We start from the raw sequence: 4,201 nt of genomic DNA on the forward strand, positions 1-4,201 counted from the left end.
AGACATGCCCTGAACGTTTTCGAAGACATGCCCTGAACGTTTTCGACATCCCATTCCATTTCAACGGCGCCAGATTCCCTGCGAATTAACATTGATATCATTTTTTTAACCTCCAGCCCATATTCAGCGTGCGCCAGCAGCTATAAAAAACATAGCAGTTTTGAGGCCGGCCACGGTCATCAACAGGGATCCCAGCACGTGCACGGTGGCCGTAAGCGCGGCCAGCCCGTAGCGCGCTTCCATCAGGAAAATCACTACTTCGGCCGAAAACGAGGAAAACGTGGTGAGACCGCCCAGGAACCCCGTCACCAGCGCCAGCCGCCACACCGGGTCCAGCTGGGGCATGGACTGGAAGCCCGCGATGCAGATGCCAATCAGGTAGCCGCCAATCAGGTTCGCCGCAAGGGTGCCCCAGGGAATGAGGCCGCCCGGCGTCAGCCACAGGCCGAGGCCCCAGCGCGCCAGCGCACCGATTGAAGCTCCAAGAGAAATGGCGATGACGTTCAACATGGCGGTGGCGGGTGGTTTGTTTGGCGGGAGAATGGAGCCATGACTTTAACCTCAGCACCCGCTTTCAGCGAGCCTTCGGGCTTTCTGGGGGTGGTGATGCTTGATACGCGCTTTCACCGGTGGCCGGGTGACATCGGCCACCCAGACGCGTTTGGCGTGCCCGTTCGCCAGCGGGTGGTGTCGGGAGCCGGGCCCGGCAAGATTGTGCAGACCGCCGCCGGCCTGCGTGCTGCGGGCGTGCTGCCGGCTTTTGTGCAGGCGGTGCAGGCCTTGGCGAGCGAGGGCGCGTTGGCCATCACCACCAGCTGCGGTTTTCTCGTGCTGTTGCAGGACGAATTGCAGGCGGCCGTGGAGGTTCCTGTTGTCACTTCAAGCCTGCTTCAGCTGCCGGTACTGCTTGCACGCCACGCCAGGGTGGGCGTGCTGACCATCAGTTCAGCGGCGCTGGGTGAGGAACACTTGCGTGCCGCAGGTGTGGCGCATGAGCGTCTGGCGGATGTGGTGGTGCAGGGGGTGGATCCTGAAAGTGAATTTGCTACTGCCATTCTGGGTAACCGCCCGACCATGGACAGGGAGAAGGCGTGCGGCGATGTAGTGGCGGCTGCGGTGGCCCTGAGGCAGCGAGAGCCTTCATTACAGGCAGTGGTGCTTGAATGCACCAACTTGCCGCCGTACCGCCACGCAATTGAAGAGGCCACCGGCTTTGAGACCTGGGCGCTGACTGACGATGAGAGACTTCTGTCGCCCTGGCGCGTCCGCTGAGCCGCTATCTATTTATCTTTGCCCATGACGAGATCAGGCAAGCTGGTCACGATCTGCGGGAATACCGTGATCAGCACAATGCACACCACCAGGCAGCCAAAGAAGGGAATGGCGGCGCGTGCAATCGTGTTGCTGTCCTTGCCGGTCATGTTTTGCAGCACAAAAAGATTGAAGCCCACCGGCGGCGTGACCTCGGCAATCTCGACCAGCAGGATGATGAAGATGCCGAACCAGATGAGATCGAAACCGGCCTTCTGGATCATCGGCAGCACCACGGCGCTGGTCAGCACGATCATGGAGATGCCGTCGAGCGCGGTACCCAGGATCAGGTAGACGATGGTCAGCACACCGATCAGCGCAAACGGCGAGAGGTTCATGCTGTTGACCCACTCGGCCAGCTCACGCGGGATACCGGTGAAGGCCATGGTTTTGGTCAGGAATGCCGCGCCAGCCAGGATGAACATGATCATGCAGCTGGTGCGCGTCGTGCCCATCAGGCCCTCTTTGAAGTTTTGCCATGTCAGTGACCGGCTCCACAGCGCCAGGCCCAGCGAACCGGCCACACCGTAAGCCGCGCATTCGGTGGCCGTGGCATAGCCGCTGATCAGCACCCAGCAGATGAAAACGATCAGCGCGGCGCAGGGCAGCAGGTTGCCCGACTGCCTGATCTTCTGCATGAACGTGGAAGGCGGGTCGGCGGCGGGCACCTTGTCGGGATGGCGCAGGCTCCACCAGATGATGTAGCCCGAGAACAGCGCCATCAGCAGAAAGCCCGGGAAAAAACCCGCCAGGAAGATGCGGATGATGGACGCGTCGGCCGCGACGGCATACACCACCATGGTGATGGACGGGGGAATCAAAATACCCAGCGTGCCGGCGGTGGCGAGGGAGCCCAGGGCGATCTTCTCGTCGTAGCCGCGCTTGAGCAGCTCAGGCAGCGCAACCTTGGAAATCGTGGCGCAAGTGGCGGCCGACGAACCCGAGACCGAGCCGAAGATCCCGCAGCCCAGGATGGTGGTATGCATGAGGCGGCCGGGCACGCGGTTGAGCCAGGGGCGCAGGCCCTCAAACATCTCTTCGCTGAGCTTGGTGCGAAACAAAATCTCGCCCATCCAGATAAAGAGGGGCAGGGCTGCCAGTTCCCAACTGGCATTGCTTTCCCAGAAAGCACTGAAGAGATTCTTGCCCGGTTGGGTTGTTGTGAAAAAGGCCTGCCCGACCCAGCCGCAGATGGCCAGGGTCATCGCAATCCACACGCCGCCCGAGAGCAGCAGCATCATGAGCAGCAGCAAGATGCCGCCCACCATCAGGATATCCATGTTGTTGTCTTTGTAGTCTGGAAAATAAACGGAAATGAAAGAGACGCAGGCTGAGGCTCAAACTTCCGAAGAGAAGTCGCCGCGCGCATGGCGTTCTTCGACTTCGCGCACAAAGGTCGGCACGCCGCCGCGTATCACGATGATGAATTCATCGACCACGGCGACCAGCAGCAGGATGGAGCCCAGCGCAAAGCTCAACTGCGGAATCCACATCGGCATGGGCAAGAGGCCTTGCGAGATGTCGTTGAACTCCCAGCTTTCATAGGTGAAGAGGCATGCCGACCATGCCAGGTAGGCCACCGCCACGCTGCCGATAAAAAGCGAGGCCAGCTCGAGCACGCGGCGGGTCTTTGCATTCACTGAATCGAGCAGCAAGGTCACCCGCACAAAGTCGCCATGCTTGAATGCGTGGGCCATGGCAAAGAAGGCGGCGGCCGCGCAAAACCAGGCCACCACGTCGTTCACGGCGCCGGTGTTAACGCGGAATTCGCGCAGGATGCTTTGAGCGATCATCAGCACCGCGATGAGGGCGATGAAGGCGGCGCCCAAGGCCCCGCCTGCCAGATAAAGTTTGTCGAGGAATTTGCGCACGGCCTGCCTTGTTGTATGCCTTACTTCTTCGCGGCCCTGAGCTTGTTGAAGTTGGCGATGATGGCTTCGCCGTCAGGGCCGGCCTTTTTCACCCAGTCGGCCTGCATGATGGTGCCGACCTGCTTCATGTCGGAGACCAGCTTGGCCGGCGGCGTGACGATCTTCATGCCTTTGTCGGCCAGGGCCTTTTTGTACCACTCGTTCTTTTCCTCGCTGAGCTTCCAGCCGCGCACTTCGGCGTCCGCCGCGGCCTTGGTGAGGGCCGCCTGTGTGGCGGGGTCGAGCGCATCAAAGGCTTTTTTGTTCACGATGACGGCATTCTTGGGCAGCCAGGCCTGGGTGTCGTACCAGTACTTGATGCTTTCATAGGTCTTGGAGTCATAGCCGGTCGAGCCCGAGCTCATGTAGCTTTCCACCACGCCAGTGGCCAGCGCCTGCGAGAGTTCAGCCGCCTGGATGGTGACCGGCTGCGCGCCGATCAACTCGGCAATCTTGGCGGTGGCGGGGCTGTAGGCGCGCCATTTGATGCCGCGCAGGTCGGCAACCGAGGCGAGCTCTTTCTTGCTGTAAATGCCTTGCGGTGGCCACGCCACGGTATAGAGCAGCTTCATGCCCTGTGTGCCCAGCAATTTATCAAGTACGGGCTTTTGGGCTTCGTAGAGTTTTTTGGAATCAGCGTAAGAGGTGGCCAAAAAAGGAATGCCATCGACGCCGTAAATCGGATTCTCGTTTTCGAAATTGACCAGCAGCACTTCACCGATCTGGGCCTGGCCGCCTTGCACCGCACGCTTGATTTCGTTGGCCTTGAAGAGCGAGGCGTTGGCGTGCACCGTGATCTTGAGTTTGCCGCCGCTGGCCTTGTCGACGTCTGCCGCGAACTGCGTCAGCGTTTCTGTGTGGAAGTTGCTGGCTGGGTAGGCCGCGGGCAGATCCCACTTGGTCTGGGCGAAAGCGTTGGCGCCGAAGGCGAGAGCGGCGGCCACCAGAGTGACTTTGAATTTCATGAAAAGCTCCAGGAC

General features: G+C 60.4%; 5 protein-coding genes. 1 reads left to right on the forward strand and 4 read right to left on the reverse strand.

The genetic code is table 11. The features are described from left to right. Window positions 1–123: 123 nt before the first annotated feature. Window positions 124–510: a fluoride efflux transporter CrcB gene (crcB, locus tag AC1DWI_RS15130; protein ID WP_477646309.1), complete on the reverse strand. Its 387-nt coding sequence runs from the start codon at window positions 508–510 to the stop codon at window positions 124–126. 39 nt (window positions 511–549) lie between these two features. Here crcB and AC1DWI_RS15135 point away from each other — a divergent pair, with 39 nt between their 5' ends. Beyond that, on the forward strand, window positions 550–1,272 hold the full coding sequence (locus tag AC1DWI_RS15135; RefSeq protein ID WP_477667970.1) for an aspartate/glutamate racemase family protein: 723 nt from the start codon (window positions 550–552) through the stop codon (window positions 1,270–1,272). Window positions 1,273–1,280: 8 nt separating this feature from the next. Here the strand turns inward: AC1DWI_RS15135 and AC1DWI_RS15140 are convergent, their stop codons facing one another. Genes AC1DWI_RS15140 through AC1DWI_RS15150 form a run of 3 tightly spaced genes read right to left on the reverse strand, consistent with a single transcriptional unit; the run spans window position 1,281 to window position 4,186 of the window. After that, entirely contained in the window at window positions 1,281–2,591 is a 1,311-nt protein-coding gene (locus AC1DWI_RS15140) for a TRAP transporter large permease (protein ID WP_477667969.1), read from the reverse strand. Window positions 2,592–2,648: 57 nt separating this feature from the next. After that, on the reverse strand, window positions 2,649–3,182 hold the full coding sequence (locus AC1DWI_RS15145; protein ID WP_477667968.1) for a TRAP transporter small permease: 534 nt from the start codon (window positions 3,180–3,182) through the stop codon (window positions 2,649–2,651). 20 nt (window positions 3,183–3,202) lie between these two features. Continuing rightward, window positions 3,203–4,186, reverse strand: coding sequence for a TRAP transporter substrate-binding protein (locus AC1DWI_RS15150; RefSeq protein ID WP_477667967.1), 984 nt, complete (start codon window positions 4,184–4,186; stop codon window positions 3,203–3,205). Window positions 4,187–4,201 lie beyond the last annotated feature (15 nt).

The sequence above is a fragment of the Polaromonas sp. P3_C2 genome (assembly GCF_056402675.1).

What these genes read in the sequence shown, in the direction of transcription:
- AC1DWI_RS15150 (WP_477667967.1), bottom strand. Translation starts at nt 4,186, where the DNA reads ATGAAATTCAAAGTCACTCTGGTGGCCGCCGCTCTCGCCTTCGGCGCC.
- AC1DWI_RS15140 (WP_477667969.1), bottom strand. Translation starts at nt 2,591, where the DNA reads ATGGATATCCTGATGGTGGGCGGCATCTTGCTGCTGCTCATGATGCTG.
- crcB (WP_477646309.1), bottom strand. Translation starts at nt 510, where the DNA reads ATGTTGAACGTCATCGCCATTTCTCTTGGAGCTTCAATCGGTGCGCTG.
- AC1DWI_RS15135 (WP_477667970.1), top strand. Translation starts at nt 550, where the DNA reads ATGACTTTAACCTCAGCACCCGCTTTCAGCGAGCCTTCGGGCTTTCTG.